We start from the raw sequence: 23,249 nt of genomic DNA on the forward strand, positions 1-23,249 counted from the left end.
TTTGAGATGGGTTTGACGTCAGATCAGATGGAGTTGCGCGAGGCGGATATTCGTAAGCACTATCCCGCTGCGACGGCCTTGTTGAGCGGATTTGAGCACGCGCCTAGGATTGCCAAAGCCGTTGAGGCTGCGGTGGAGCGGTCTCCGGGCGTGTCGATCACGCGCCGGTTCCGATCCACCACACCCGGTCTTGTGACCCGTCGCAGCGTGCGCGCAGACGGAGTGCATCTAGTTGAGCGGATCGAAGCGTCAGATGATGGCGACACGCTGGTGTCGCCGCCTCAGGCCACCACGCAGCAGGCAATCCGCCGCGCCATCTCTATCGCACTGGCTGTGGCCGAGGCTTATACAGAACAGACGCTGCTGGCCGATCTGAAACGTGCGAACCTCGCAGGTGATCTGCCCGCCGCCCGCAAGGCAGAGTTTTCAGAACTGCTTACGGCGGAGGCTCTGATCACCTCTCATACCTTCGGCAACGCGCTGGCCTACCTGATGTCCTCGCATCTGGGCGAAACCACCGTCGATATCGGTGAGATCGAAGAGGTCTTGACCGACAACGGCCAACTGGCCCTGCACGGTGCTCTGTGGGAGCTGGACCAAATGCTGGCCAAACACGCCCCCGACGACGCCCACTTGATCGCCGCCACCAGCGCCTATGCCGAACAACTGATGGACAAAGTCACCCTGCGCGTAGGGTCCGCAAGCCATCTGGCCCCGTTCCAAAACGCCGCTTGGCATATCGAGGCCGATGATCTGACGATCCGGGGCTTTGAACCGGCGTCAAAGGCGAAATCCACCACGCTGACCATGACGTTCAAGAAACCGAATGAGGTGGTCGGCAACCATATCGCGAAATATCAGGCGATGAAGCTGGCCAAGATGGTGATGGCCTATGATTTCGACCGCCGCCTGAATCCTTTCGCGGAACTCGGCGGGTTCATCTTCACTTTCATGGGCGACGGCAAACCCGGCACCGGCAAGACCACGCTGATCCAGATGATGGCCGGACTGATCAACGACTATTGTCAGAACGCAGGCTATCCGTTCCGCTATCAGAACCTGAGCACCGACAATATCGACAGCTATCAGGGCAAATCCGGCCAGAATGCCAAGGCCTTTATCAACACGATCATCGACCCCTCGGTCATCGGCTTTGGCACCATTGACGATATCGACCAGCTGGCGGGCAAACGTGGCGACCGGCAGTCCTCGGCCGGGCAGCTGGAAATCACCGCTGTGCTGATGGAGAGCTTTGCGGGCGCCAACACCGTCGTGCGCGGCAACTGCACCTTTGGCATGTTCTCGAACTACCCCGAAAATGTTGACGACGCCCTGCGCCAGCGGGCGGGCGCGCGGTTTCTGGTGGACGGGCCGCAGACGCGCGAGGATTACATCGACATCCTGCACCTGCTGATGGGCCGCAACCACGACATCCCGCTGGGCGAACACGAAGCCTATGCCGCGCAGGAGATCAAGAAAGCCGTCGCCGCCAGTTTCGAAAGCCACGCCCGCCCGCATGAGGACGCTTTGTTGCAGGTCTATGACCGGGTCTCGGGCGAGATTGGCCAGATGGACACCATCGCCAAGCTGGGCACCTACCTCAAGGCGATCCAACAGGCGGATGAGCGCTTCACTGGCCGTGCGATCAAGAACATCACCGACGCAGTCAAGGTCCGTGCGATGGATTTCGAACTGCCCGACGAATGGATGGAAAACCCCGACCTGTTCCTGTTCCGCGATTACGACACCAAGAAGGCGATGATCGACGACCTGCGCCAGCCGATCACGGTCGAGATGGTGATGCAAGAGATCAACCGCTACGCCGACAGCGAGTTCCGCTATGCCGACAAGAGCGACGAGGTCGCCATCGAAAACGCCGTCCGTGAGATGGGCCGGATGGAAGAGGCCAAGCGGCGGTATCTGGAGGGGAAGGAGTGATCGGAGGGTTGGAGCAAGTAAACAATTGGATCATCAGCCATCAGGCCCTGGTTGTAACCGTAGGTATACCTGTCCTGACTCTAATTGTGACTTGGTTGACGACCTTAGCTTCCGAAAAGCGAACTGCCAAAGACAGACAAGAACAAAGAGAACTGCAAAAAGCGTTGAAGATGTCCGAATTTCGCAGAGACTGGATAGAGTCTCTGCGAGACGAATTCGCCGAAGTTCTTTCGATAGCAAGGGCAACTCACCCAGTTGAAAAAGAGCGCGTTGAAGAAATGTCTAGGAAAATCTGTCGTATAATGTTGCTCATAAACCAAGAGGACGAGGACTTCGCCCCACTTTTGAAAACGCTAATAAATATGTTTGATTGTTTGTCCGAAGGCAAAGAGTTCGACTTTTCAGAACTAACCAAAATTATGCAGAAGTTCCTTCGAAAGGAATGGCAAAAAGTGAAGCAGGAAATCTCGATGGCAGAGGTCAAATGATCCGCCTCATCGAAAAAGGCCTGATGTTCGGCAACCTCGTCCACATCTCCAGCCCGGCTCTGGTCGAGCGCTATAACCGAGCGCTGCAGCATCTGTCGGGCAAAACCACGGCGCTGACGGATTTCCACGTCGATATCTCGGGCTATTCGCCGGAGGTGGGGATTGAGCTGGAGGATGAGCTCTACCTCAACCCCAACGGGGTCAACCGGCAGTTCATCCTGCTGACGACCGAGCAGAAACGGGCGCCTCTGCTGAACGTCAAATTCTCGACCTCGCGCGATATCCTGCGCGAATTCATCGAGATGAACGAGGCGCAGCTCTTTGCCCTGACCGCCACCGATGCGGTGGCCGGCGAGTTGGTGAACTCGGTCATCAAACTCACGTCGGCCCGCGATCTGTTCAACCTGCAAAAGATCGAGATCGAGGCCGACACCGCTGGCGGCACCCTGCGCAAGGCCGAGCAACTGGCGGGTATGGTCGAGCGGTTCAAAACCGAAGAGGATGCCTGGTTCGACGACGTGCTGATCGCGCAGATGATCGACACGGCGAAACAAACCGGAGACGTGACCCGCAACCCGGTGCGGCTGAAACACACCGTGTTCGAGCAGCGCAGTTTCTGGACCGCGCATTATGGCGGGTTGTACCTGTTCCCCGATCTCGACCACCCGGCGATGATCTGTTCCGGCGAAAAGCCCGAGGGCGAGATGCCGGTCAAATATGTCTTTGACCTCTCGCAGCGGAACCGTATCGCCAAGTTCTTCGACTACAACGATCTGGTGGAACCCATCGTCAAGGCGCGCGGGATCGACGCGGTGGCGATCCTGCAGCAGAAGATGGATTTCATCACCATCGACACCGCCGCCAATGCGGGGCTGGACCTGACCGGGCTCGACCGCAGTGACATGCGGCGGCTGGCCCGCAACCATGCGGACCGGTTGCCCGAGGCGTATCACGGGCTGGCGCAGCTCTTGCGCTGGGCCAGCGACGGCGGGGCATGGCCGCGCATCACCTCGGACCATCCGGCCTATTTCTACACGCTGCGCGCCGCCGACACGCCTCAGCGCGATCTGGTCAACATGCTGCTGGCGGAACTGGCGCCGCTGGACGTGCGCCAGCTGTTCATCTGCCACAAGGAGCTGTTCTATCGCACCTACGCCGCCTGGCCCGAGGCCAAGAAGGCCTTCGTTGCTGATTTCCTTGCGCGCGAGTATCAGGTGGACAAGGCAGGTGCCCGGGCCGCACTGTTCGGGCACGAGCAGGATATGAGCGGCGATGACCGCGCGTCCGAGCAGGTCATCCGCCGTGTCGGCCCCTGGGGCGCGGTAAGGAGGGGCTGATATGTTCGGAGTGATGCGGCTGGTTCTGGTTCTGCTGGTGCTGCAGACGATTGCCTATGTGGCCCTGTCGCTCTATTCCCGCGCTGTGCGGCGCAGCAAGCTGAGGGCGCGCTGGCGGGAGAAAGGCCGGACCGGGGATGAGGAGGCATTTGTGGTGCGCGGGCTCAAGGCCTATGACAGCTCGTTCCGCCGCAAGCTGATCCTCGGGGTCTTTATCGTGCCGTGGGTTGCGATCGCGGCCCTGATCTATGTTGTGAATTTCATGTGAGGACCCGGACCATGGGCTATGTCAAATGGGCGTTCATCCTGATCTTCTGGATCACGCTTGGCGCGTTCCTGCAATACACGCTGCCGCAGCATGACGTGGTGCGGATCGTCAACACCTATGAGGAACGGCAGGAATTGAACGACTGGACCCGCATCTTTTGGGCGGTGCCGGACGATCAGTCGGCAAACCTGATCAACCGGGATGTGCAGTTCATTCAAGCGGTGCGGGCCAACGGGCGCCCCATCGTCTACCGCAACGAGGATACAGGCTGGAGCTGGCCGCCCTATTTCAAGTTCGACACCGCCAACCTGTATACCGAGGCCAACGATGCGATCTCGACCAAGGATGCGCCGGAATGGGTTTCAGTCACGCATTACGGCTGGCGCAACGAGTTCTTGTCGATCTTCCCCAATGCTGTGTCGATCAAGCCGGTCGAGGGGCCGGATGCGCGCATCATCCCGTGGTTTAACATCATCTTCCTGATCATCTTCTTTGCCATCCTCTGGGCCATCTGGGTCCGCTGGCGCCGGTTCCGCGTGGCGCGGATCGACCCGATGATCGAAAATGTCGAAGACGGGTTCTATGCTGCCGGTGAGGCGATCGACGAGCGCCGCGGCCGCTTTCGTCGCTGGCTGGATAGCTGGAAGTCGAAATAGGCTCTTGACCCTCCCCCTGCTGGAACGCCGAGAACCGGGGTCAGCAGATGTGAGGAGTGCAGCGTGAAGAGAATCGCAGTGATCGTCGTGGTTCTGGCCGGTCTGGCCGGGGCCTATCTGTGGAACAGGGCACAGCCGACTGGTTCAGATGTGGCAACCGCTGATGAGGGCCCGATGGCATCGGTCAGCCCGCCGGGCAGCTATTCGGGGAATGCGCAGATTGGCGCCCGCGTGTACGAGGCCAAGTGCGCCTCCTGTCACGGCGAGAATGCGCAGGGGCAGCAGGGTGTGGCACCGCCGTTGATCCACAAGATCTACGAGCCATCTCATCACGGGGACGAGGCATTCCAGCGGGCCGTAGCACTTGGTGTGCAGGCGCATCACTGGCCCTTTGGCAACATGCCCCCGGTCGAGGGGCTTTCCCGGGGCGACGTCGCCATGATCGTCGCCTATATTCGGGAGACCCAACAGGCCAATGGCATCCAATAGGGGGTCGCTATGAAACAGGTTCTGATTGCCGCTCTGATGGTACTGATTGCAATGCCGGCGCTGGCGCATTCAGTGATCAAACAAAGCGCCCCAGCCGATGGGGACGTGCTGGCCGAGATGCCGTCGCAAGTGGTGCTGACCTTCACCAAGAAGATCCGCCTGACCCGTGTGGAACTGACGCTCGGGGACAGCGGCACGTCGCTGGATTTGAGCGAACACAAGGGGTTTGGCACCGAATTCATGCTGCCGGTCGATGTGTCCGGCACCGGGCTGTTCCAGGTGGACTGGCGGGGCTTGGGCGAGGATGGGCACGTCATGCAGGGCGAGTTCGGGTTCGAAGTGAAGTAAGACCGGAATGGATGTCTGGGCACTCAGCGCAATAGCTGTCGGTTTTCTGTTCTATGCCTCGGCGCTATTGGCGATGGGGCTCGTTGTCGTGGGCGCGTTTCTTGGGCCGTTTCCGGCGCAGGTGCAGGCTGCGACCGCCCGACAGATCGCGGTATGCGCCGTGCTGGCCCTGGTCCTGACTGCCTTAGGCTTCGCTCTGCGGGCAGCGGCGCTGACCGGAGACGCCTCGGGCCTGACCGATCCGGAAATGCTCATGCTGTTGTGGCAAACTCCGGTTGGCACCGAGTTGGTGCTGCGGGTTGCTGGTCTGGCGCTGATCCTGATCGGGTTGATAACGGGTCGGGGTCTGGACCTGATCGGGGCTGCCATCCTGATCGCCGCCTTCACGCAGTCGGGCCACGTTGCCAGCTCAGACTGGCCGGGTTTGCGGGTAGTGCTGGGGCTCCATCTTGCGGGAATCGCGTTCTGGATCGGGGTTCTGCCGCCGCTGTTCCGCCTTGCACGGGAAGAGGCCTATTTCGAGGAAGCCGCCCGCGTTGGCCACCTGTTCGGTCAGATCGCTGCGGTGGTTGTGCCGTTGTTGCTGCTGGCCGGGCTGGTCATGGCGTGGGGCCTGCTCGGATCGCTGTCGGCCCTGACCTCGGCCTATGGGCTGGTTCTGATCGGCAAGCTAGTGCTGGTGTCCGTGCTGCTCGGCCTCGGCGCCGCCAACAAGCTGCGCTTTGTACCTGCCATGCGCCGGGGAGAGCGGCAGGCGGCGCGGCATCTCGTCAGCTCAGTGCGGCTAGAGATGTTTATTGCCGCAGCCGTTCTGCTGGTGACGGCAATCCTGACCGGCGGGCCCAGCCTGCCAGAGCCGATCTGAGGCCAGCTAGTCGCTGAACAGGTAGTCTATCTGCATCACCTGCATGGCGTGTTCCTCGGTGATCGACAGGAACTCCGCCAACTGTTCGGCGTTTTCCTCACGCGAGCGGGTTTCACTGATCCGGCCGACATTGGCAAAGCCTCCGCTGCGGATCTGGTCGGATTCATAGGCAATATCGTTGCGAATGGTGGGCAGCAGCCGCTCGAGCGCCGCCGGGGCCGTCTGCTCTCCGGCCAGCCCGACCCGCTGGGCGTGCCCGGCGAGATAGTCGTCGGAATATTCGCATTCGATCTCGAGCAGCCGGGTCGTCGCGGCGTCCGAGCAGAAATCGTGCATCAAATCGGTGCTGGACGGGTCGAGGCAGATGATCATCCGGTCCGTGTTGAAATAGTCGAAAAGCATCCGCAGCAGTGATCTGCGATGGCGCTGGCGCTTTTGCAGGGTGGTCTGAATACCGCCCAGATCGGGCAGCGCGGTATCCTCTTCGTTGAAGAGATATTCGATCGCCGGCACGTTGCTGACCTGCGTGATCTGATCCAGCAGCCGCTTGGCTACGTGCCATTTCTTGCAGATTACGATCATCAATTCGCGTTCCGGGCCCAGTGTATTCTCGGTCTCCCAGAATCTCTGCGCGAAACGACGCCCGATCCGGCCCCGGCCGGCCAGAAACGCATAGAGCTTGCGCCCCTCGTTCGAAATCTGAAACTCGACGCCTTCGGAGGCATACAGATGACCCAGCCGCGTCTTCAACTCCAGCGCCTCGGGGCTGATCTTGCGGGCAAACAGAAAGTCCTGACTGAGCAGCAGATCGTAGTGATCGTTGTAGAAGGTCAGGGGCATTCCGTAGTCCGAGAACATCAGGAAGGTTAGCGTCCTGCTTTCAACCTCGCGTTCGGGGATCAGGTGACGCACGAGGGTCTGGAAAAACGTCTCGTCCGGAATCCAGGTGCTGGCAAAGAACCGCATCACGTCACGCCGGTCGCGGGTGAAATCCAGTATCTGCTCGATGGTGCGGCGGCGCAGACACCACCACTGGCTGCCGATCATGACCTGGATGTCGGCAGGCACGTCGCGGGTCAGGCCGAACCGCCTCTGCAGGTTATAGGCGGTGTAGAACCACCACTTCTGAGTGCGTTCATTGAAATAGTGGCGATAGATCAGCCGGTCTTCCTTCATGCCGGTCTTGATCCAGTTGCTTTCAAAGAAATCGTAGCTTTCGATGAAATCCTTGTCCTGGGCATCAAGGAAGTTGTGCGTGTACTCGGCGGTCTTGATGGCCATGCAATCGCCGGAGAGCATGTAGAAATGCGTAACCCTTGGAAACGCGTCAACCGCCGCTTCGATCGCATAAAGTGTCGCTTCGACCAGCGACCACTCGCCCCAGCCGCATTTGATCTGCTTGCGGGCAAAGGTGACGTTCGGATTGTCCGCCAGCGCATCGACGATGCGCTTGTAGTCGGCAGAGCGCGCCCGCGCGTCGAAATGGATCGACATGCAATCGCCCACGGCCGTAAGCTGCTCGGCCTGCGTTATGATCGCTTCCGGGTCCTTGTGGCACAAAAGGATATAGGCAACTTTCGCCATTCTCGAAACGATGGCCCCTGTTTCTGCTCCTGAATGGCTTTGATAAAGCCGATCAGCAATTGAATAAACAGGATTTCTTTGGTTTTTTGATGCGGGCAGGTCTGTGGCTCGGTTCGAGAGCAAAAAAGATTGAGGAGGCGCGGCGCATGGGGTTTCCCGGCACCTGGATGACGGAAAGCGAAAGCGTGGTGTACCGCGTGGTGCCGAAATGTGCCTGCTCGACCATCGGTCAGATCATGTTTTACTCGGACCATGGCACGTTCTTTGACGGCGACATTCACGACGCGCAGTCGGGGATGCATAAATGGGCGCTGGAGAACAGCCAGGATCTGATCACCCGGAATGTGCAGTCGCACAAGTCTTATGCGTTCACCTGCGTGCGCAACCCGTATACCCGCATCCTCAGCTCCTTCTTCGACAAGATCTGTGGCATTCAGCGCAACGGCAAGCGGTACCGGGGCAATCTGGTGCCGACGCTGATCTACAATTACGGGATCGAGGTCGGTGGAGACGATGGCAAGCAGGAGTTCGATCAGATCAAGAGCTTCCGGCGGTTTTTGCTGTTTGCCCGCGACACCATCCGGTGGCGGCGTCCCATGGATCCGGATATCCACTGGTCGGCCATGTCGGGCCATGTTGCGACCTTTATCGCCAATGGTGGACAGTATGACCGGATTTTCTGGACCGAGGCGTTCAACGACGGCATGCAGGATGTCCTTGATCACATCCAGACGCCGCACTCGGTGGACCTGAAAGAGATCCCCCGCTTCAACGAATCAGAAGGCCACGGTCCCACGCGCGCGCATCCGGTCGAGGATTATTTCGACGATCTGTCGATGCATCTGGTCTATGAGATCTACAAACGCGACTTCGAGTTGTTCAAATACGATTTCGAGAATCCCGGGAACAAGATGCCCATCGACGAGATTGACTTGGACGAAGTGCACGCGAAGCTGGGCGAATAGCACCCCGCTCCGCCGCATTGTTGAGCATTCAGGTAATTGTTGGTGAGACCGGGGTCCCGGGGGGCTCCCGCCCGTCGTCAGGTATCTTGCGATACCCTCCTCCCGTTGGGCCCGGCACCGCGCAAAAGCGCGGTGCCGGGCCCAAGTCCGCAAGGGGTGTCGGCGTCAGCCGACGACATGCAGCGGGCGCGGGAGGGCGATGGCCCTTGAAAGAATCGCCGGGTTGGTGAAGCGAAGTCGGCCCGCGGCTTGGGCGGGCCGGTATCCGAGGTCAGACCTGACGCACGGCCCCTTTTGCCGCGCTGGTGGCCAGTTTGGCGTAGGCCTTGAGCGCAGTGGATACCTTGCGTTTGCGCGGCGCAGCCGGGTGCCAGCCCTTTTCGTCCTGAGCCTTGCGGCGCGCCTCAAGCTCGGCGTCATCCACGGCCAGGTGAATGGACCGGTTCGGAATGTCGATTTCGATCGTGTCGCCGTGCAGAACCAGCCCGATCAGGCCACCTTCGGCCGCCTCGGGAGAGACATGGCCGATCGACAGGCCCGATGTGCCACCCGAAAAGCGCCCATCGGTCAGAAGTGCGCAGGCTTTGCCCAGGCCTTTGGATTTCAGATAGCTGGTGGGATAGAGCATCTCTTGCATCCCCGGACCGCCGCGCGGCCCCTCATAGCGGATCACGACCACATCGCCCGTCTTGACCTTGCCGGTCAGGATGTCGCTGACGGCCTGATCCTGGCTTTCGCAGACATAGGCCGAGCCGGTGAATTTCAGGATGTTTTCATCCACGCCCGCTGTTTTCACGATGCAGCCATCGCGCGCGATATTGCCGAACAGAACCGCCAGACCGCCATCCCGGCTGAAGGCGTGCTCCTTGGAGCGGATCACGCCACCTTCGCGGTCGGTGTCCAGCTCTTTGTACCGGTTCGACTGGCTGAACGCTTGCGTCGTCCGCACTCCGCCGGGGGCGGCCTTGAACAGCTCCTGCGCTTTGGGGTTGTTGGCGATTTTGATATCCCAGTTGGCAATCGCCTCGCCCATTGTGGCCGAATGCACCGTGCTGCACTCTTCATGCAGCAGCCCCGCGCGGCTGAGCTCGCCGAGGATCGAGAAGATGCCACCGGCGCGGTGGACGTCTTCCATATGCACGTTCTCGGTGTTGGGCGCGACCTTGCACAGGCAGGGCACACGGCGGCTGAGGCGATCCATGTCACTCATGGTGAAATCAACGCTGCCTTCGTGGGCGATGGCCAGCAGGTGCAGCACCGTGTTGGTCGACCCACCCATGGCGATGTCCAGGCTCATGGCGTTCTCAAACGCGTCGAAGGTCGCGATCTCGCGCGGCAGAAAGCCTTTCTCGTCCAGATCGTAATGACGTTTGGTGATCTCGACGATCCGGCGGCCGGCCTCCAGGAACAGCTCTTTGCGGTCCGCGTGCGTGGCCAAGGTCGAGCCGTTGCCCGGCAGCGCCAGACCCAGCGCTTCGGCCAAGCAATTCATCGAGTTCGCGGTGAACATGCCCGAGCACGACCCGCAGGTGGGGCAGGCGTTTTCCTCGATGTGCTGGACTTGTTCATCGGTGTATTTGTCGTCCGCGGCAGCCACCATTGCATCCACAAGGTCGATCTTCTTGGCATCCAGATCGGCGATGTCGATCTTACCGGCCTCCATCGGTCCGCCTGAGACAAAGATGGCCGGGATGTTCAGGCGCATGGCGGCCATCAGCATGCCGGGGGTGATCTTGTCGCAGTTCGAGATACAGACCATCGCGTCGGCGCAGTGTGCGTTGACCATATATTCGACCGAATCCGCGATCACTTCGCGCGAGGGCAGGGAATACAGCATTCCGTCATGACCCATTGCAATCCCGTCATCCACCGCGATGGTGTTGAACTCTTTGGCGACGCCGCCAGCGGCCTCAACCTCGCGGGCGACCATTTGGCCCAGATCCTTCAGGTGAACGTGGCCGGGCACGAATTGGGTGAACGAGTTGACGATGGCGATGATCGGTTTGCCGAAATCGTCGTCGCCCATGCCGGTGGCGCGCCACAGGCCACGGGCACCGGCCATGTTGCGGCCATGGGTAGAGGTTCTGGATCGGTACAATGGCATGATGCTGTTTCCCTTTTGCCCCGGTTGCGATATTCGGGATGCGGACGTTATAGCGCACGTAGCACATGTGCGTTATAACGTACAGGAGAATTTGCAAGCGCAGGCATGGAAACATGACGGATACGGGCGACATTACACTGAAACTAAGGGATGTAAGGGCAGCCTCGGGGCTGAGCCTGTCGAAGGTCGCCGAACTGACCGGTGTCAGCAAAGCCATGCTGGGCCAGATCGAACGCGGCGAATCGAGCCCGACGATTGCCACCCTGTGGAAGATCGCAAAAGGGTTCCAATTGCCGCTGAGCGCTCTGATCGGTACGTCAGCGATGCGCGATCCGGCTGATGCATCCGTGTTTCGCACCGTGACTTTTCCCGGCAGCATCGAAGTCAAGATTGTCTTTCCCTTCGACCCGGCCTTGGGGGCCGAGACGTTTCACGTCGAGCTTGCCCCGAACCAGAGCCACGAGTCCGCCGCCCATGCTGCCGGTGTGACTGAGGAGGTCTTTGTGCTCAACGGAGCGCTGGACATTCTGCGGGATGGGGAATGGACGCCTCTGCAGGCGGGGCAGGGATTGCGGTTTTCCGCCGACCTGCCGCACGGCTACCGCGCGGGCGAAGCTGGTGCGGCTTTCCTCAACATGCATCACTATCCGCAGCAGGTGCGGGCGGTGGCCGAGGCCTGAGGCCAGCACCGGTTGCTCAGGACAAAAAGGACCGGTATCCGGGGCCTCTGAATTCATTATGCCGGAGCTCTGAAATGGCCGCCTTTATTGACACCCTCACACTGGCCGATGCCGTGGGTTCCTTTGGTGCGCTGATCGTTGTGGCGGCTTACTTTGCGACGCAAATGCGGATCATGAATTCCGAGGATCTGGCCTTTCCGGTCCTGAACCTGCTGGGCTCGGTGCTGATCGTCTATTCTCTGCTACAGAACTTCAATCTGGCATCGATGCTGATCGAAAGCTTCTGGATCGCGATCAGCCTGCTGGGGATCGTCCAGCATGTCCGGGCACGCCGCGCCCGATGATCCGTGGCATGCCGGCACACCACGTCCGGCCCGCATTGCCTGCCGAAAGCGCCAACGCCCGCTTGCATGGCCCCCAAAGGGCGCATACATCTGCGCCCCATGGCCAAGCAGAAGACAGACCCGAACTATAAAGTGATCGCCGAAAACCGGCGGGCCCGTTTCGATTACGCGATCGAGGAGGACCTCGAATGCGGCATCGTGCTGCACGGGTCCGAGGTCAAGGCCCTGCGCGCCGGAGGCTCGAACATCGCCGACAGCTATGCGGCGGTCGAAGAGGGCGAGCTGTGGCTTGTGAACTCCTACATTCCGCCCTATGAGCAGGCCAAGGTCTTCAAGCACGAGGAACGGCGGCGGCGCAAGCTGCTGGTCTCGCGCAAGGAAATGTCCAACCTGTGGAATGCGACCCAACGCAAGGGCATGACGTTGGTGCCGCTGGTTCTGTATTTCAACCACAAGGGTCTGGCCAAGGTGAAGATCGGCATCGCCAAGGGTAAGAAGACTCATGACAAGCGCGAGACTCAGGCCAAACGCGACTGGTCGCGGCAGAAACAGCGGCTGTTGAAGGATCACTGACCTTTCAGCGCTGGCGCCGGATGTGATCCGTCAGGCCTTGGATATAGCTGTCCCACCCGGCATCGTGCATCTTGGCGCTGTCTTCGGACAGAAAGCCCCGGTGAGACAGGCGCAGTCGGGTTTGCGGGCCGTCACTTTGGAACGTGACATCAATGACGGTCACTTCGCCGTCACCGTTCCATTCCCATGTATAGACCAGCCGCTCGTTTGGTTGGACCAGATGAAACCGGCCACGATTGCTGGCCCCGCCATCGGGTCCATCCATGAACAGCTCATAGCACCCGCCCGGAACCGGTTCGATGTTCATGCGGCTGGCCGGAGGGATTATGGTTTCGGATGAAACCCAGGCCGTGAAGACCTCGGAAACCGGGAAGGGCAGTTCGTATTCCTTGTCGATGTTCATGCGGGCACCGGAGAATGGGATGACCCTATTGTCAGGTACCGCGCCGCGTTGGGTCAATACTCGCGCGGTTCTGCGGCCATGCCGATGGCCCGGAATCAAGGTAGCAGTGCCGCCGGGCCGCGCCCTCCCTTCCCGTCGCACCGGAGGTGCGCCACATTATGATTGGCACGCCTCCGGCGTGACGGAGGGCGCATTGGCGATGTCGCGCGTCGCTTGGCTGTCGTCCGGGGCTTTTTGATAAAGCGCTGACCGCATGCGTTGTGAGCGCCCACCCGAGGCTCCGTTAGGCGAGGGGTTTGAACGCTCGTTGGCGACAACCGGCCTGCACAAGAAAAGGGCCGCGTCGCACGCGGCCCTTGCCTCAACTCGGTTCGACTGTGGATTTACTCCGGTGTACCAAAGGCCGAAAGACCCTTGAGGATGTCGATAGCATAGGCCAGCTGATAATCCTCTTCGCGTAGCTCGGCGGTGGCTTCGGCCTTGGCGCGGTCCTCTTCGATCTGGCGGATTTCATCCTCGCTGAGGCTGTCATTGTTCAGACGCCCGCGCAGATCGGCCTCGGAGCGGGTGCGGGGTGAGTTTGCCTCCTCTTCCTCCTCCTCGGGACGGCGGCGCGGCTGTTCCACCACGATATCGGGGCTGACACCCAGCGCCTGGATCGACCGGCCCGACGGCGTGTAATAGCGCGCGGTGGTCAGACGCATCGCGCCTTCGCCCCGCAACGGCATCACGGTCTGAACCGACCCCTTGCCAAAGCTCTTGGTGCCCACAACGATCGCGCGGCGGTGGTCCTGCAGCGCGCCGGCCACGATCTCGGAGGCCGAGGCGGACCCGCCATTGATCAGCACCACGACCGGCTTGCCCTGCGCCAGATCGCCCGGCTCGGCATTGAAGCGCTCACCATCCGCCGGGTTGCGGCCCCGGGTCGAGACGATCTCGCCTTCCTCAAGAAACGCATCCGAAACCTTGATCGCCTGGGTCAGCAGACCGCCCGGATTGTTGCGCAGATCCAGCACCACGCCGTTGATCTTGTCGATGCCACCGGCCTCTTCGATCTGCTTGTCCAGCCCTTCTTTCAGGTTGGGATAGGTCTGGTCGTTGAATGTGGTGACGCGCAGCACAACGCTGGTGCCTTCGGTGCGCACGCGCACGGCGGTCAGCTTGATGGTATCGCGGATGATCGAGACGTCGAACGGCTCCTGCTCGCCCTCGCGGACCACGGTGATGATGATCTCGGACCCGACCGGACCGCGCATCAGTTCAACCGCCTTGTCCAGCGTCAGGCCCAGAACGCTTTCGCCGTCCACATGGGTGATGAAGTCCCCGGCCTCGATCCCGGCCTCATCGGCAGGGGTGCCGTCGATGGGCGAGACCACCTTGACGAAGCCCTCTTCCTGCGTGACCTCGATGCCCAGACCGCCGAACTCGCCGCGCGTCTGCACCCGCATCTGCTCGGCATCGTCCGGCGAGAGGTAGCTCGAATGCGGATCGAGCGAGGTCAGCATTCCGTCGATGGCCGCCTCGATCAGCTCATCCGCGCCGACCTCTTCCACATATTGCGCGCGGATGCGCTCGAAAATATCGCCGAACAGATCAAGTTGTTCATAGACCCCGGCATTGGCCTTGGCTTCCTGCGCCACAAGCGGTCCTGCCACTTGCGTTGTGGCGATGATCCCCGCCAGTGTTCCGGCCAGTCCGGCCATCACGAATTTCTTCATGCTCGTTTATCCATCCTTATCGGTTCGGAACCACGTTTCGGGGTCCACCGGGCTGCCGCCCTCTCTGACCTCTATATAGAGCGTTTCTGACTGGCCAGTTCCAGTGCCATCACCGCTTGTTGACAGAATTGCGCCGATTTCCCGCGCGGCACCTCCCATCAGACCCACCGGGCTGCCCGCCGGGATGACCTGTCCGGGGTCGCCGAACACTTCTTGCAGGCCGGACAGGACGAACAGCAGATCGGGCTGGGGTTCAAGGATCACCACATTGCCCAGATCCAAGAGCGGCCCGCGATATCGGATCGTGGCGGCGGTGGGCGAGGTCACCAGCGCGCGGGGTCGTGTGGCGAGGATCAGGCCTTGCCGGGTGATCCCGGCGGCGTCGGCCTCACCGGCGCGGTGCAGCAGCACGCCCTGCACCGGCAGCTCGATCTGCCCCTTCTTCGCAGAGACGTCCGCATTGGTCGCCGCGATCTCGCCGTCTGCGGTCTCAGAGAGGCCGCTGGCAAACCCGTCCAGCGTTTCGGTGGACGAGATCAGGATCGCCGTGCGCACCGGGTCTTCGGTAAAACGGCGCGGCAGGTCGGTACGGTCGGCAATGGCCTTGCTCAGCTCGGTGCGCGCCGTCTGCACCCCCGACAGCCCCTCTTCCAGTTTTTCCGCCGCGCTCTGCTGAAGCTGGCGCAGGGTGCGCACCTCTTCGAGATCCCGGGCAAGGCTCTGCACCTGCGCGTTCAGCCCAGGTGTGACCTCGGCCAGCATCATGCCCGACCGCGCTGCGCCCAGGGGGCCCGACGGATGCAGCATCAGGATCGGTGGAGATGAGGTCTCGATGGTTTGCAGGATACCCAATAGCTGCGAGACCTCACCTTCATGCGCCCGCAATTCGGCGGTCAGTTGCGCCTCACGGGTCGCGGCCTTGCGCAGGCCGTCGCGCATGGCGGCCAGACCGGCCTCATAGGCGCGGACCGTGGTGGTCAGCGCGCGCACCCGGTCGCGGGCGCTGTCGGCCTCGCTCAGCCCGATTGCCGCCTGTTCCAGCATCTGCGCCGCGGCCCGCGCGGCCTCACCCGGATCGGTCTGTGCGCTCGCGGCGCCAGCCCAAAGGCCCGCCGCAAGCAGGGCGGCGCGCATCCTCATGCCAGCAGGCTCTCGCCGGTCATCTCGGGCGGATTGGGAAGGCCCATCAGTGCCAGCAGAGTGGGGGCCAGATCGGACAGCCGCCCATTGCGCAGCTTGGCCCCGTCAGGACCACCGACAAGCGCCACGGGCACCGGGTTGAGCGTATGTGCGGTGTGGGGTCCGCCGGTTTCGGGGTCCACCATCACCTCGCAATTGCCGTGATCCGCCGTCACAATCATCGCGCCGCCGGCCTGTTCCAGCGCGGCCACGACCTGCGCGAGCCCCTGATCCACCGCCTCACAGGCCTTGATCGCTGCGTTCAGATCGCCGGTATGGCCCACCATGTCCGGGTTGGCATAGTTGGTAACGATCAGGTCATAGCCTGCCTCGATGGCCTCGACGAATTTCGCTGTCACCTCACCCGCCGACATCTCGGGCTGCAGATCATAGGTCGCCACCTTGGGCGATTTCGGCATGTAGCGGTCTTCTCCCGCCTCGGGCGTTTCCTTGCCGCCGTTGAGGAAAAACGTCACATGCGGATACTTCTCGGTCTCGGCCAGGCGGAACTGGCGCAGGCCCTGCTTGGCGACCCATTCCCCTAGCGTATTGACGATATCCCGTTTGGGAAACACGGTCGTCATATAGGCGTTGTGCCCGTCGGAATATTCGACCATGCCCAGAAGTGCCGCGAGTTTGGGCCGTGTGCCGGTGTCGAAATCACCAAAGCCCGGCTCGCCGATGGCGCGGAGGATTTCGCGCGCCCGGTCGGCGCGGAAATTGAGGCAGAAAAAGCTGTCGCCGTCTTTGATTCCGGCGTAATCGGCAAGGATTGTTGGTGCTATGAACTCATCGGTTTCGGACTGGTTATAGGCGTGGTCGACGGCGTAATGGGCGTTGGATTCATGGCGGCCGGCGCCTTTGACCATGACGTTGTAGGCTTCTTCGACACGCTCCCAGCGGTTGTCGCGGTCCATGGCGAAGTAGCGCCCGGATACCGTCACGATACGGGCGCCGTCGGGCAGGCGGTCCTGTAGTTCACCGATATAGCCGTAGGCCGATTTCGGTGCCACGTCGCGGCCATCGGTGATGGCGTGCAGGGCCACCGGCACGCCAGCCCCGGTAATGGCCTTTGCGGCGGCGACGATATGGTTGAGATGCCCGTGCACTCCGCCGTCCGAGACCAGCCCCATCAGATGCGCGGTGCCCCCGGAAGTCTTTGTTTTCGCAATGAAATCCCTGAGCGCCTTGTTCTCGAAGAACGAGCCGTCCTCAATGGCCAGATCGATCTGGCCCAGATCCATCGCCACCACCCGGCCGGCGCCGATATTGGTGTGACCAACCTCGGAATTGCCCATCTGACCGCTGGGCAGACCCACGTCCGGGCCATGGGTGATCAGTTGTGCGTGCGGACCTTTGGCCATGATCGCATCGAAGGTGGGGGTGTTGGCCAGGTGGGGGGCGTTTGCCTCGGTTCCGTCGGACAGACCCCAACCATCGAGAATGCACAGGACAACGGGCTTGGGGGCGGTCATGATCGGTCTCCGGAAACTGCTCTGCCCGCCTTCTACCCCGTGCCCGCGCAGGCGTGAACCTTCTTTTTTGTACAGGGTTCAAATGGCGGATCTTCCGGTTTGTACACCCTTCCCGATGCGCCCGCCCTGCGCCAATTGCCCGGAGTTTTTTATCCGGCGAAGTCGCGCAGGACCTCGCCTGCGTTCTGGCCGGTCCGGGTGCCGTTGCGCATGGCGAAGCGTCCGTTGACCAGAACATGCGCGATGCCCGAGGCGTAGCGTCTGGGGTGGCGGGCCGAGCAGTTGCTGGCGATGTTGGCCGGGTCGAACACGCAGATATCGGCCCTGTGTCCGCGCTTGAGCCGTCCGCGGTTCTTCAGGCCCAGCCGGTCGGCGGGGACCGAGGTGATCCGGCGGATCGCGTCGGGCAGGGACAGCACGGCGCGGTCGCGGACATAATACTGAAGGAACCGCGCGGCCCAGCCGTAGCCGCTGAGCGATCCGACATGGTCCTTGAGGATGCCATCGGGTGCCACCGCGACGGTGTCCGAGATCACCGCGCATTCGGGTTGTTGCAGGCAGAGGTCGATGTCCTGATCGCGGAAGGATTTGGAGGACCAGAACACGCTCATCAGGTTTTCGCCCTCTTCCAGCAGGATATCGAGGACGGCATCGTAGGGATCGACGCCCCGCATCCGGCCGATCTCGGCAAAGTCGGCGCCGACGAGATCCTTGTTTACGGTGGCGTTCAAAAGCACGATGTCGCCCCAGTGCCGGGCCTTGACGATCAGCCACATCGGCTGCGGGTTGGCCTTGATCTTTTCGCGCTGTTCGGGGTCGGCCAGCCGTTTCAGCACCTCGTCCAGCCCGCCCGCCTGCGCCCATTTGGGCAGGATGGCGGCCATCAGCGTGTGGTTCCAGTCATGGGGGATGACGTCGAAGGCGATATCGACGTCGTGGCGGCGGGCCGCCTCGATCATGTCGAGCGTATGATCCATCGCATAGTCGGGGGCGCCGAATTTCGGTTGGATGTGAGAGATCTGCAGCTTGGCGCCCGCCTGTCGGGCGGTGGCGATGGCCTCGGCAAAGCCCAGGTCGTACTGGGTGTCGCGGTTGCGCACATGGGTGGCATAGAGCCGCCCGCGTCGGGCGGCCTGTTCACACATCGGCACGATATGTTCGGGCGCGGCGAGGATGCCGGGCCAGTATTCCAGCCCGGTCGAAAAGCCTCCGGCGCCTTCCTCCAGCGCCTGATCGACCATCTTGCTCATCTGGGCGATCTCATCGGGTTCGCCCGCGCGCAGCGCTTCGCCCAGAACCGCGCGGTGGATGCTGCCATGGCCGACAAAGGCCATCACGTTCACGCCCAGCTCGGTGCGGTCGAGCGCGTCGAGATATTCGCCGAAGCTGTGCCAGTGCGGGTGGTCGGCCTTGTCGGTGTACCAGGGAGAGACCGACGGGATCGCGTGGTGATCGCAGACCGGGGCGCAGCTGATGCCGCATTGTCCGACAACCTCGGTGGTCACCCCTTGGTGGACCTGGCTTTCGGCGCGGCCATCGGCGAGCAGGGTGAAATCGGAATGGGTGTGCATGTCGATGAAGCCGGGCGACACGGTCAGGCCGGTCACATCGACGATCTGCGCGGCCTCGTTGACCTCAAGCTCGCCAATCGCGGCGATGCGGTCGCCGGTGATGCCGATGTCGCCCGTATGGGCCTTGTCCCCCGTTCCGTCCACGACATCGCCGCCTTTGAGGATCAGATCGAACATGTGGCACCTCTATTTGGCTGCCCCATAGACCCAGTCGGGCAGGAACAGGGTCAGGTCGGGGATGAGGATCAGGATCACCATGCCGATGATATAGGCCAGGATGAACGGCAGGACCGCGACCGAGATCCGCTCCATCGACACGCCGGAAATGCGGGCCGCGACCGTCAGGTTGGCCCCCAGCGGCGGGGTGAGAAAGCCGATCTCGCAGGTGATCACCGTGAAGACGCCGAACAGCACCGGGTCGATCCCGAGCGAGACCGCCAGCGGCAGGAAGACGGCGGTGAAAAGCACGATCTGGGCCAGCGACTCCATGAAGGTGCCGATGAAGATGTAGAAGACGCCGATCAGCAGCATGACCAGGATCGGGTTTTCGGTGATCGAGGTGATGCCCTGCTGCACCGCCGTCGGCACGTCGTAGAACGCGGTCAGTTGCCCGAAGGCGAGCGTCGGGGTGAGGAGGATCAGGATGCCGGTCAAGAGCGCGGTGAAGCGCAGCGCATCGACGATCTTTTCCACCGTCAGCTCGCGATAGATGAAGAGGCCCACAAAGAGCGCGTAAAACACCGCGACGCCCGCCGCCTCGGTCGGGGTGAAGGCGCCGCCATAGATACCGCCGAGGATCAGGACCGGCGCGCCGATCGACCATTTCCCCTCCCACGCCGCATTCAGGAAAGGTTTCCACGAGAACGGGTGTCCGGTGCCGCCATAGCCGCGTTTGCGGGCGATGATGTAGGTGGTGATCATCAGCAGCACGGTGACCAGGAACCCCGGAATGAGGCCCGCCAGGAACAGGCGCGGGATCGAGGTTTCCGAGACCAGCCCGTAAATGATCATCAGGTTGGAGGGCGGGATCAGGCTGCCCAGCGCGCCGGCGCTGGCGGTGATCGCGGCGGCGAAGGGGACGTCATAGCCGTCCTTGCGCATCGCCGGGACGGTGACCGAGCCGATGGCCGCCGTGGTGGCGGGCCCCGATCCCGAGAGCGCGGCGAACAGCATGCAGGCAAAGACCGTCACCAGCCCCATCGAGCCGCGATAGGCGCCGACCAGTTTGGTTGCGATGGCGATCATGCGGTTGGCCATGCCGCCGACCTCCATCAGCCGCCCGGCCAGAACGAAGAGCGGGATGGTCAGCAGTGGAAAGGGCGTCAGGCTGGAATAGCCGGTCTGCGCCATCAGGGTGTAGGGGATCTCGATCAGGTAGAGCGCCAGCGCGGTGGTCACCCCGACCGCGACAAAGAGCGGGGTGCCGATGACGGTCAGGGCGACAAAGGCGATGGCGAGGATCAGCAGCGCGCTCATAGCTGATGCTCCTGGTCCTTGACGGTTTCATCCCATTCCTCGTGCAGCATGCCGGGAATGCCTTCACCGCCGTCCCGGTACCAGGCGATATAGGTCTGGATCAGCCGCACCAGCATCAGCGCGTAGCCGATCACCAGGATGGATTGCGGGTAGAACTGGTCGATGCCGAGGCTGGGGCTGCGCGAGGTGAATTTCCACAGTACCGCCAGGTAGTCCCAGCTGACCTTGATCATGAAGATCGAGAACAGCGCCCAGATCAGGTCGGCGCCGAAGATCACGATCCGGCCCGCGCGTTCCGGCAGTGCCTTGATGCCGACGAGGATGCGGATGTGGAAGCGTTCGCGCACGCAGAGTGCGGCACCCATATAGACGGCCCAGACCATGCTGATCGAGGCGATCTCTTCCGACCAGTGCAGGGCGGTCTGGAACATGTAGCGGGCGACCACCTGCGCGAAGACGCAGACCGAGATCACCACCAGCGCGCTGCAGCAGATCACTTCCTCGAAATGCCGCTCAAGCCATTTCAGGGCAGACATGGGGGTTTACCTGTTCAGATGTGGGCATGTGAGGGGCGCCGGTGGGCGCCCCGCCGGGTGTTTGGCGATCAGTTGGCGGCGGCCTGGATGGCGTTCACCAGATCGATGAATTCCTGTCCGCGCTCTTCGGCAAAGGATTGCTGGATCGCCTGCGAAGCGGTGATGAAATCCGCCTTGTCCGGGCGGGTCATCGCCATGCCGCCTTCGGCCACCAGCCAGTCGCGGATTTCCTCGGTCTCGTTCTGGACCTGGCGGCGCAGTTCCGCGCCGGCCTCGTCGGCGGCCTGCTGCACCTGCGCCCGCTGCTCGTCGCTGAGCCGTTTCATGAACGCGTCCGAGGCAAAGAGCGGTGCCATCGCCACGAAATGTTCGAGGATCACCAGATGCGGTTCGAACTCATAGAATTTCATGTCGCGGATGAACGAGGTGCCGTTGTCGCCGCCATCCACGGTGCCGGTCTGTAGGGCGGTTGGCGTTTCCGACCACGCGAGCGGCACCGGCTCGGCCCCGAAGGCCTCGAACGTGGCGATCATCACCTCGTTCTTGGGCACCCGGATTTTCAGGCCTTCCATATCCGCCATCGTGTTGATCGCGCGTTTGGAATTGTAGAAGTCGCGATAGAGCGCCGGGCCGAAGCTGAGCAGGTGCACGCTGGTTTCCGCCTGCAGCTTGTCCTTCATCAACTGGCCGACCTCACCATCGACCACCTTTTCCAGATGCGCGGTGTCCTGGAAGATGTAAGGCAGCACGGTCACGTCCATCAGCGGCCAGTGCGGCGAGACGTTGTTGGCGGTGATGAAGAAACCGTCGACCGTGCCGAGTTGCATGGCCTTGAACGCCTCGTCCTCGGACGAGATCTGGTTGCAGCAGCGCAGTTTGACCTCGATCGTGCCGTCCGACAGGGCCTCGAGCTTGTCCTTGAAGATGGTGCCGAAACGCCCGTAGATCGACGCCTCCGGCGCGCCGAAGCCGAGGTTCATCGTCACGTCCGCCGCCGCCGCCGGCAGGGCCGAGAGCGTCAGCCCGGCGGCAAGCGACACCGAGGTTGCAAACTTGAGTAGGGTTCGTCTGTGCATGTCATTCCTCCCTGGCAGCACGGTTCGCCCATCGGCCGGAGAGCACTTTTTTGGTTGGGCAGGCTTGTTCGTTACCGGAGGCCGATCAGCTTTGATCAGACGGTAACCGATGGGCATACCGCTAGAAAACAGGGTTTTCTGTTGCGTAAAGGTCTATTTTTTGTGGTTAAGGCCGGTCCTCAAGGCTCCATCAGCAGGTGCTCGAACGTGCCCTGACGCGCCAGCGCCGTGCCGGTGTCGATGATCGCGCGCACGACGGCCGAGTTTTCAAGCTGCGGCGCATAGGCGATGCCGTAGAGCGGTACGTCCACCTCTCCGGCGATGGGCGTGGCGATGTATCCGCCCTGCCGGTCCCGGTCATTGGGTCCGCAGATGTTCAGGATCGCGTGGCCGAACTGTGCCCCCACCAGCCCGCGCAGCACCGCGCCGGATTTGGTGGAGTGCACGATGTCGGGTGTCAGGCTCTGGTGCTGGAACATGGTCAGGAAATAGTCGCGGGTGCCGTGCACGTCGAGCATGATCAGCGGTTGTGCGGCCAGATCCCTGAGCGTGACCGAGGCCTGTCCCGACAGCGGCGAATGTTCTGGTATCAGCGCCCAGGGCCGGGCGCGGAAGAGCGGCACGAAGCGGTTATCCGGGTGCGTGTAGCGCCGATAGGTCAGCACCGCATCGACCGAGCCCGAGCGCAAGAGGTCGTTGACCACCAGCATGTCGCCCTCCATGACGTCGATGCGCACCTCGGGGTAGCTGTCGGCGATCTTGCGGAGCAGGGGCGGCAGGACATAGGGCGCGGTGGGTTCGTAACAGGCCAGCCGCAATGTGCCGGTCGGATCGCCCACCAGAGACAGCAGATCGGATTCGAACACCCGCGACTGGTCGAGAAAGGCGGCGATATGTTTGCCTGCGGCGCGCCCCAGCTCGGTTGCGATCAGCCCTTTTGCGGGTATGCGGCGGAACAGTTCCGCGCCGATGGTCTGTTCGATCTGGTCGATGGCCGCGGTGATCGAGGATTGCGAGATATTCATCTCGGTGGCGGCGCGGGCGATCGAGCCGCTGCGCAGGGCGGCATCGAAATATCGCAGCTGTTTGAGCGTGAAGTTCATCTGATTACCACATTTCCTAAGCCTTAATCAGACAGTAAATCCATTTTGCAGCGGAATGAAGTTGCGTTACGCC

23 protein-coding genes are annotated in these 23,249 nt (G+C 61.9%); 12 read left to right on the plus strand and 11 right to left on the minus strand.

Translation table 11 applies throughout. The features are described from left to right. Positions 1 to 6: 6 nt before the first annotated feature. The 8 genes from AB3N21_RS04245 to AB3N21_RS04280 all read left to right on the plus strand — a co-directional run bounded on the left by AB3N21_RS04245 (position 7) and on the right by AB3N21_RS04280 (position 6,389). Positions 7 to 1,938, plus strand: a complete 1,932-nt coding sequence (locus AB3N21_RS04245) for an ATP-binding protein (RefSeq protein ID WP_367934034.1) — start codon at positions 7 to 9, stop codon at positions 1,936 to 1,938. Next, positions 1,935 to 2,426 (plus strand): hypothetical protein, encoded by a 492-nt coding sequence (locus AB3N21_RS04250; RefSeq protein ID WP_367934035.1) that lies wholly within the window; start codon positions 1,935 to 1,937, stop codon positions 2,424 to 2,426. Before AB3N21_RS04245 ends, AB3N21_RS04250 begins: the two co-directional genes overlap by 4 nt. After that, complete coding sequence (locus tag AB3N21_RS04255; RefSeq protein ID WP_367934036.1) at positions 2,423 to 3,763, plus strand: DUF6638 family protein; 1,341 nt, start codon at positions 2,423 to 2,425, stop codon at positions 3,761 to 3,763. The genes AB3N21_RS04250 and AB3N21_RS04255 overlap by 4 nt, the downstream gene beginning before the upstream one ends. Before the next feature lies 1 nt (position 3,764). After that, positions 3,765 to 4,031: a hypothetical protein gene (locus tag AB3N21_RS04260; RefSeq protein WP_367934037.1), complete on the plus strand. Its 267-nt coding sequence runs from the start codon at positions 3,765 to 3,767 to the stop codon at positions 4,029 to 4,031. 11 nt (positions 4,032 to 4,042) lie between these two features. Continuing rightward, the gene (locus tag AB3N21_RS04265) at positions 4,043 to 4,687 is read left to right on the plus strand and encodes a DUF1523 family protein (protein ID WP_367934038.1); all 645 of its coding nucleotides are present in this window, start codon (positions 4,043 to 4,045) and stop codon (positions 4,685 to 4,687) included. A 63-nt stretch (positions 4,688 to 4,750) separates the two neighbouring features. Beyond that, positions 4,751 to 5,176 carry a cytochrome c gene (locus AB3N21_RS04270; protein WP_367934039.1) on the plus strand — a complete coding sequence of 142 codons (426 nt, stop codon included), beginning with the start codon at positions 4,751 to 4,753 and terminating at the stop codon, positions 5,174 to 5,176. A gap of 9 nt (positions 5,177 to 5,185) precedes the next feature. Beyond that, positions 5,186 to 5,524, plus strand: a complete 339-nt coding sequence (locus AB3N21_RS04275; protein WP_367934040.1) for a copper resistance protein CopC — start codon at positions 5,186 to 5,188, stop codon at positions 5,522 to 5,524. A gap of 7 nt (positions 5,525 to 5,531) precedes the next feature. Next, positions 5,532 to 6,389: a CopD family protein gene (locus tag AB3N21_RS04280; RefSeq protein WP_367934041.1), complete on the plus strand. Its 858-nt coding sequence runs from the start codon at positions 5,532 to 5,534 to the stop codon at positions 6,387 to 6,389. A gap of 6 nt (positions 6,390 to 6,395) precedes the next feature. Here the strand turns inward: AB3N21_RS04280 and AB3N21_RS04285 are convergent, their stop codons facing one another. Next, complete coding sequence (locus tag AB3N21_RS04285) at positions 6,396 to 7,973, minus strand: DUF5928 domain-containing protein (RefSeq protein WP_367934042.1); 1,578 nt, start codon at positions 7,971 to 7,973, stop codon at positions 6,396 to 6,398. 146 nt (positions 7,974 to 8,119) lie between these two features. Here AB3N21_RS04285 and AB3N21_RS04290 point away from each other — a divergent pair, with 146 nt between their 5' ends. Next, on the plus strand, positions 8,120 to 8,938 hold the full coding sequence (locus AB3N21_RS04290; protein WP_367934043.1) for a sulfotransferase family protein: 819 nt from the start codon (positions 8,120 to 8,122) through the stop codon (positions 8,936 to 8,938). A gap of 271 nt (positions 8,939 to 9,209) precedes the next feature. On the opposite strand, the gene ilvD is transcribed toward AB3N21_RS04290, so the two are convergent. Continuing rightward, positions 9,210 to 11,042, minus strand: a complete 1,833-nt coding sequence (gene ilvD, locus AB3N21_RS04295) for a dihydroxy-acid dehydratase (RefSeq protein ID WP_367934044.1) — start codon at positions 11,040 to 11,042, stop codon at positions 9,210 to 9,212. A gap of 113 nt (positions 11,043 to 11,155) precedes the next feature. Here ilvD and AB3N21_RS04300 point away from each other — a divergent pair, with 113 nt between their 5' ends. The 3 genes from AB3N21_RS04300 (at position 11,156) to smpB (ending at position 12,639) form a co-directional block, all read left to right on the plus strand. Continuing rightward, entirely contained in the window at positions 11,156 to 11,722 is a 567-nt protein-coding gene (locus AB3N21_RS04300) for a helix-turn-helix domain-containing protein (RefSeq protein ID WP_367934045.1), read from the plus strand. Between the two features lie 74 nt (positions 11,723 to 11,796). Next, on the plus strand, positions 11,797 to 12,066 hold the full coding sequence (locus tag AB3N21_RS04305; RefSeq protein WP_171173038.1) for a hypothetical protein: 270 nt from the start codon (positions 11,797 to 11,799) through the stop codon (positions 12,064 to 12,066). 99 nt (positions 12,067 to 12,165) lie between these two features. Further along, on the plus strand, positions 12,166 to 12,639 hold the full coding sequence (gene smpB, locus AB3N21_RS04310; protein ID WP_171173427.1) for an SsrA-binding protein SmpB: 474 nt from the start codon (positions 12,166 to 12,168) through the stop codon (positions 12,637 to 12,639). Between the two features lie 4 nt (positions 12,640 to 12,643). Here the strand turns inward: smpB and AB3N21_RS04315 are convergent, their stop codons facing one another. The 9 genes from AB3N21_RS04315 to AB3N21_RS04355 all read right to left on the minus strand — a co-directional run bounded on the left by AB3N21_RS04315 (position 12,644) and on the right by AB3N21_RS04355 (position 23,176). Continuing rightward, positions 12,644 to 13,042: an SRPBCC domain-containing protein gene (locus AB3N21_RS04315; protein ID WP_367934046.1), complete on the minus strand. Its 399-nt coding sequence runs from the start codon at positions 13,040 to 13,042 to the stop codon at positions 12,644 to 12,646. 383 nt (positions 13,043 to 13,425) lie between these two features. After that, positions 13,426 to 14,760: a S41 family peptidase gene (locus tag AB3N21_RS04320; RefSeq protein WP_367934047.1), complete on the minus strand. Its 1,335-nt coding sequence runs from the start codon at positions 14,758 to 14,760 to the stop codon at positions 13,426 to 13,428. Positions 14,761 to 14,766: 6 nt separating this feature from the next. Further along, positions 14,767 to 15,894, minus strand: coding sequence for a murein hydrolase activator EnvC (locus AB3N21_RS04325; RefSeq protein WP_367934488.1), 1,128 nt, complete (start codon positions 15,892 to 15,894; stop codon positions 14,767 to 14,769). Between the two features lie 2 nt (positions 15,895 to 15,896). Beyond that, entirely contained in the window at positions 15,897 to 17,414 is a 1,518-nt protein-coding gene (gpmI, locus tag AB3N21_RS04330) for a 2,3-bisphosphoglycerate-independent phosphoglycerate mutase (protein ID WP_367934048.1), read from the minus strand. 149 nt (positions 17,415 to 17,563) lie between these two features. After that, the gene (locus tag AB3N21_RS04335; protein ID WP_367934049.1) at positions 17,564 to 19,162 is read right to left on the minus strand and encodes an amidohydrolase family protein; all 1,599 of its coding nucleotides are present in this window, start codon (positions 19,160 to 19,162) and stop codon (positions 17,564 to 17,566) included. A gap of 9 nt (positions 19,163 to 19,171) precedes the next feature. Beyond that, a complete protein-coding gene (locus AB3N21_RS04340) occupies positions 19,172 to 20,461 on the minus strand; it encodes a TRAP transporter large permease (protein WP_367934050.1) in 1,290 nt (429 codons plus the stop codon). Beyond that, on the minus strand, positions 20,458 to 20,997 hold the full coding sequence (locus AB3N21_RS04345; RefSeq protein ID WP_367934051.1) for a TRAP transporter small permease: 540 nt from the start codon (positions 20,995 to 20,997) through the stop codon (positions 20,458 to 20,460). The genes AB3N21_RS04340 and AB3N21_RS04345 overlap by 4 nt, the downstream gene beginning before the upstream one ends. 68 nt (positions 20,998 to 21,065) lie before the next feature. Next, complete coding sequence (locus AB3N21_RS04350; protein WP_367934052.1) at positions 21,066 to 22,073, minus strand: TRAP transporter substrate-binding protein; 1,008 nt, start codon at positions 22,071 to 22,073, stop codon at positions 21,066 to 21,068. Between the two features lie 179 nt (positions 22,074 to 22,252). Continuing rightward, positions 22,253 to 23,176, minus strand: coding sequence for a LysR family transcriptional regulator (locus AB3N21_RS04355; protein WP_367934053.1), 924 nt, complete (start codon positions 23,174 to 23,176; stop codon positions 22,253 to 22,255). Between the last annotated feature and the right edge of the window lie 73 nt (positions 23,177 to 23,249).

Source organism: Ruegeria sp. (assembly GCF_040830605.1).
Taxonomy (GTDB): domain Bacteria; phylum Pseudomonadota; class Alphaproteobacteria; order Rhodobacterales; family Rhodobacteraceae; genus Ruegeria.

What these genes read in the sequence shown, in the direction of transcription:
- AB3N21_RS04255 (WP_367934036.1), top strand. Translation starts at nt 2,423, where the DNA reads ATGATCCGCCTCATCGAAAAAGGCCTGATGTTCGGCAACCTCGTCCAC.
- AB3N21_RS04315 (WP_367934046.1), bottom strand. Translation starts at nt 13,042, where the DNA reads ATGAACATCGACAAGGAATACGAACTGCCCTTCCCGGTTTCCGAGGTC.
- AB3N21_RS04305 (WP_171173038.1), top strand. Translation starts at nt 11,797, where the DNA reads ATGGCCGCCTTTATTGACACCCTCACACTGGCCGATGCCGTGGGTTCC.
- AB3N21_RS04335 (WP_367934049.1), bottom strand. Translation starts at nt 19,162, where the DNA reads ATGTTCGATCTGATCCTCAAAGGCGGCGATGTCGTGGACGGAACGGGG.
- AB3N21_RS04320 (WP_367934047.1), bottom strand. Translation starts at nt 14,760, where the DNA reads ATGAAGAAATTCGTGATGGCCGGACTGGCCGGAACACTGGCGGGGATC.
- AB3N21_RS04325 (WP_367934488.1), bottom strand. Translation starts at nt 15,894, where the DNA reads ATGCGCGCCGCCCTGCTTGCGGCGGGCCTTTGGGCTGGCGCCGCGAGC.
- AB3N21_RS04280 (WP_367934041.1), top strand. Translation starts at nt 5,532, where the DNA reads ATGGATGTCTGGGCACTCAGCGCAATAGCTGTCGGTTTTCTGTTCTAT.
- ilvD (WP_367934044.1), bottom strand. Translation starts at nt 11,042, where the DNA reads ATGCCATTGTACCGATCCAGAACCTCTACCCATGGCCGCAACATGGCC.
- AB3N21_RS04265 (WP_367934038.1), top strand. Translation starts at nt 4,043, where the DNA reads ATGGGCTATGTCAAATGGGCGTTCATCCTGATCTTCTGGATCACGCTT.
- AB3N21_RS04345 (WP_367934051.1), bottom strand. Translation starts at nt 20,997, where the DNA reads ATGTCTGCCCTGAAATGGCTTGAGCGGCATTTCGAGGAAGTGATCTGC.
- AB3N21_RS04275 (WP_367934040.1), top strand. Translation starts at nt 5,186, where the DNA reads ATGAAACAGGTTCTGATTGCCGCTCTGATGGTACTGATTGCAATGCCG.
- AB3N21_RS04340 (WP_367934050.1), bottom strand. Translation starts at nt 20,461, where the DNA reads ATGAGCGCGCTGCTGATCCTCGCCATCGCCTTTGTCGCCCTGACCGTC.
- AB3N21_RS04245 (WP_367934034.1), top strand. Translation starts at nt 7, where the DNA reads ATGGGTTTGACGTCAGATCAGATGGAGTTGCGCGAGGCGGATATTCGT.
- gpmI (WP_367934048.1), bottom strand. Translation starts at nt 17,414, where the DNA reads ATGACCGCCCCCAAGCCCGTTGTCCTGTGCATTCTCGATGGTTGGGGT.
- AB3N21_RS04285 (WP_367934042.1), bottom strand. Translation starts at nt 7,973, where the DNA reads ATGGCGAAAGTTGCCTATATCCTTTTGTGCCACAAGGACCCGGAAGCG.
- AB3N21_RS04290 (WP_367934043.1), top strand. Translation starts at nt 8,120, where the DNA reads ATGGGGTTTCCCGGCACCTGGATGACGGAAAGCGAAAGCGTGGTGTAC.
- AB3N21_RS04300 (WP_367934045.1), top strand. Translation starts at nt 11,156, where the DNA reads ATGACGGATACGGGCGACATTACACTGAAACTAAGGGATGTAAGGGCA.
- AB3N21_RS04355 (WP_367934053.1), bottom strand. Translation starts at nt 23,176, where the DNA reads ATGAACTTCACGCTCAAACAGCTGCGATATTTCGATGCCGCCCTGCGC.
- AB3N21_RS04350 (WP_367934052.1), bottom strand. Translation starts at nt 22,073, where the DNA reads ATGCACAGACGAACCCTACTCAAGTTTGCAACCTCGGTGTCGCTTGCC.
- smpB (WP_171173427.1), top strand. Translation starts at nt 12,166, where the DNA reads ATGGCCAAGCAGAAGACAGACCCGAACTATAAAGTGATCGCCGAAAAC.
- AB3N21_RS04260 (WP_367934037.1), top strand. Translation starts at nt 3,765, where the DNA reads ATGTTCGGAGTGATGCGGCTGGTTCTGGTTCTGCTGGTGCTGCAGACG.